The sequence below is a fragment of the Pseudomonas sp. K5002 genome, from assembly GCF_013386655.1.
In the GTDB taxonomy this organism is placed as follows: Bacteria; Pseudomonadota; Gammaproteobacteria; order Pseudomonadales; family Pseudomonadaceae; genus Aquipseudomonas.
Genome location: NZ_JACARK010000520.1, coordinates 1 through 3,220, shown reverse-complemented (window position 1 = coordinate 3,220; position 3,220 = coordinate 1). Strand labels below are relative to the sequence as shown.

The 3,220-nt window shown below is 61.5% G+C and carries 5 protein-coding genes and 1 pseudogene; 5 read left to right on the top strand and 1 reads right to left on the bottom strand.

What is annotated here, in order from left to right:
- Window positions 1-415: NAD-binding protein (locus tag HX846_RS22260; RefSeq protein ID WP_178966103.1), on the top strand; the 415-nt coding region annotated here is incomplete at its 5' end.
- Here HX846_RS22260 and HX846_RS22255 read toward each other — a convergent pair.
- Complete coding sequence (locus HX846_RS22255; RefSeq protein WP_003209083.1) at window positions 402-1,610, bottom strand: ammonium transporter; 1,209 nt, start codon at window positions 1,608-1,610, stop codon at window positions 402-404. The genes HX846_RS22260 and HX846_RS22255 overlap by 14 nt on opposite strands.
- 348 nt (window positions 1,611-1,958) lie before the next feature.
- On the opposite strand from HX846_RS22255, the gene HX846_RS22250 reads away from it, so the two are divergent.
- From HX846_RS22250 to HX846_RS22235, 4 genes and pseudogenes are all read left to right on the top strand, one after another.
- The gene (locus tag HX846_RS22250) at window positions 1,959-2,273 is read left to right on the top strand and encodes a YqjD family protein (protein WP_003209080.1); all 315 of its coding nucleotides are present in this window, start codon (window positions 1,959-1,961) and stop codon (window positions 2,271-2,273) included.
- Between the two features lie 2 nt (window positions 2,274-2,275).
- Window positions 2,276-2,662 carry a phage holin family protein gene (locus HX846_RS22245; protein ID WP_003209078.1) on the top strand — a complete coding sequence of 129 codons (387 nt, stop codon included), beginning with the start codon at window positions 2,276-2,278 and terminating at the stop codon, window positions 2,660-2,662.
- The gene (locus tag HX846_RS22240) at window positions 2,659-3,000 is read left to right on the top strand and encodes a hypothetical protein (RefSeq protein WP_008432159.1); all 342 of its coding nucleotides are present in this window, start codon (window positions 2,659-2,661) and stop codon (window positions 2,998-3,000) included. Before HX846_RS22245 ends, HX846_RS22240 begins: the two co-directional genes overlap by 4 nt.
- Before the next feature lie 92 nt (window positions 3,001-3,092).
- Window positions 3,093-3,220, top strand: a pseudogene (locus HX846_RS22235) (diguanylate phosphodiesterase); the annotation flags it as partial.

Genomic DNA, 3,220 nt, shown 5'->3' with positions numbered 1-3,220 from the left:
GCGAGTCCAGGAAGCGTCTACCGAAGACAGCGCCGTGCATTACGGCGACTGCAGCCGTGGCGCCCTGCTCAGCGCGGACGGCCTGGAACGTGCGCGCCTGGTGGTGATCGCGGTGGACAACAGCGACGTCGCCCTGGCCGTGCTCAACGAAGCGCGGCGGATCAACCTGACCGTGCCGATCCTGGTACGCACCCGCGACGACAGTCAGCTGGCCGAACTGAAAGCCGCCGGCGCCACTGAAGTGGTGCCCGAGTTGCTGGAGTCGAGCCTGATGCTCGCCTCCCATGCGTTGATCCTGCTGGGGTTGTCGGAGCAGCAGGTGCAAGGCCGTGTCGATGAAGTGCGCCAGAGCCGGTATCGGCTGTTACATGGCTGCAACCAGAACGAAGGGGACGCGCCCCTCAATCCTGACTGACCGCGCCAATCTTGTGGATCGACAAATCCGCGCCGTAATACTCCTCTTCCTGACTCAAGCGCAGGCCATGCACGCGTTTGATCACGCCATATACCAGGAAGCCACCGGCCAGCGCCACCACCACACCCAGCGCGGTGCCGATCAACTGGCTGATCAGACTGACGCCGCCCAAACCGCCCAGGGCGGTCTGGCCGAAGATCCCGCAGGCAATCCCGCCCCACACGCCGCACAGCCCGTGCAACGGCCATACACCCAGCACATCGTCGATTTTCCAGCGATCCTGGGCGGCAATGAAGAACCAGACGAACAAGCCGCCCGCCACCACGCCGGTCACCAACGCGCCCACCGGGTGCATCAGGTCGGAACCGGCACAGATCGCCACCAACCCGGCCAATGGACCGTTGTGCAAGAAGCCTGGATCGTTACGGCCGATCACCAATGCCGCTACCGTGCCACCGACCATCGCCATCAACGAATTGACCGCCACCAGCCCGCTGACCCCGGACAGGGTTTGCGCACTCATGACGTTGAAGCCGAACCAGCCGACGATCAAGATCCACGAGCCCAACGCGAGGAATGGAATGCTCGACGGCGCGAACGCCACCAGGCGCCCTTCCCGATAACGCCCCTGCCTTGGCCCCAGCAACAGCACCGCCGCCAGCGCCAGCCAGCCGCCCATGGCGTGCACCACGACGCTGCCGGCAAAGTCATGGAAGCTGGCGCCGAAGGTGGCCAGCAACCAGGCTTGCAGGCCGTAGTTGCCGTTCCACACCATGCCTTCGAAAAACGGGTAGATGAAGGCTACGATCAACGCAGTGGCACACAGTTGCGGAACAAACCGTGCACGCTCGGCGATTCCCCCGGAAATGATCGCCGGGATCGCCGCCGCGAAGGTCAGCAGGAAGAAGAACTTCACCAGGCCGTAGCCGTGGTCGGCGCTGATCACCGCCGCCGGTTGCATGAAGGTCACCCCGTAGGAGATCCAATAGCCTATAAAGAAATAGGCCAGTGTTGAAATCGCGAAGTCACTGAGGATTTTCGACAGGGCATTGACCTGGTTCTTCTGGCGCACCGTGCCGACTTCCAGGAAGGCAAAGCCGGCGTGCATGGCCAGGACCATGACCGCACCAATCAGAATGAACAGCGTGTTGGAGCTGTGGACGAGGGTGTCCACCGCGCTTTGCAAATTTTCCATGGAGGATGGCAGGCCTGCACATGCAGGAAAAAGCACCAAAGCAGTTCATGACCTTCATGATGCGCACTAAATTGGCACCAACGATCCGACCCTCGTTTGAGGCCGTGAACCGCTTTGGCGCAGCGATCATTGAAAAAGGCAGAATCCGACAGGGTTTTTCCGCGAGTTTTAGTTATTTAGGGTAAGGTTTTTCAGGGTTTGAGCCCCAACCGCCCGGATTCAGCGCAAGGCCCCGGGCCTGCGCACCAAGGCAAAGCAAAAGCTGTACCAGACAATTGCAGTGAACCTTCACCGACACCGGTGACTCGAAACCAGAAGTAAACAGACCAGCCACTCACGGAGATAACCATGGCCAGAAAAACGGCAAAGACTGCTCAAGAAATACTGATGGCGGATTTTCAAACCCTGGTCAGCGATACCGAGAAGCTGCTGGACGACACGGCGATCCTCGCCGGTGACCAGGCTGACGAGCTGCGCAGCAAGATTCACGAAAGCCTGCTCAAGGCCCGTGAAACCCTGCAACTGACCGAAGACTCCCTGCGCGAACGCGGCCAGGCGGCGGTCACGGCCACTGAAGACTATGTGCAGGCCAACCCCTGGCAGTCCGTCGGCATTGCGGCCGGCGTGGGCTTTTTGATCGGCCTGCTGGCTACAAGGCGCTAATCATGTCTATCGGCGAATCCGGCTCGTCCACGGGCCCAAGTTCTACTTCACGGCGCCTGGGCGCGGCTGTCCTGGGTTTGCTGCACAGCCATGTCGAGCTGTTCGGCATCGAGTTGCAGGAGCAGAAAGCCCGCACCGTCAGCCTGTTGCTGTTCGCCGGCCTGGCGCTGGTGTTTGCCTTGCTGTTGCTGGTGGGTTTGTCGGCGCTGGTGATGATTCTGGTGTGGGATACCTACCGCCTGACCGGGATTATCAGCCTGTGTGTGTTCTACATACTGGCCGCAGCATTCTGCGGGTTGCGCCTGAAGGCGGCGGTGTTCGATGAATCCACGCCGTTCCACGCCACCCTCGAAGAGCTGGCCAACGACCGGGAGCGCCTGCTGCCATGAGCATGACTGAATTGCCGCAAAACACTTCCCGGCGAGAAATGCGCAAGGCGTTGATCCGCCTGCGCATGGAAATGCACCGCCAGGAAATCCGTCACGAGTCCCAGCAACTGATGCTGCCGCTGCAAAAGGTCCGCAACATGGGCCAGAGCTGGCAGGACGGTTTTGGCATCAAGCACGCGCCGCTGTGGGGCGTGGGCGTGGTGACGCTGCTGGGGTTTCTCACCGGCAAAGGCGCCAAGGGTGGCGGAATCGGCACCATGACCCGCCTGGTGCGGCTGGGTGCCGGCCTGATCCCGCTGATCAAACTGGCCATGCAAGGTGCTTCGCGCAAAAGTTGAGCGTGCTGGCTGCATTCTTGCAAACAGATCAGGCCCGGCCCTCTCCATTGAGGGCCGGGCCTTTTTTATTTCCGGTCTTTTAAGGAGGCCCCGTGATCGACGGGCAACCGCTCGCCTGCTTCCAGCCATTCATCGACACCGCCACCGGCCGCATCGCCGGCGTAGAAGCCCTGGGCCGCCTACGCCAGGCGAATGGCCAACTGCGCTCGGTGGGTCCGCT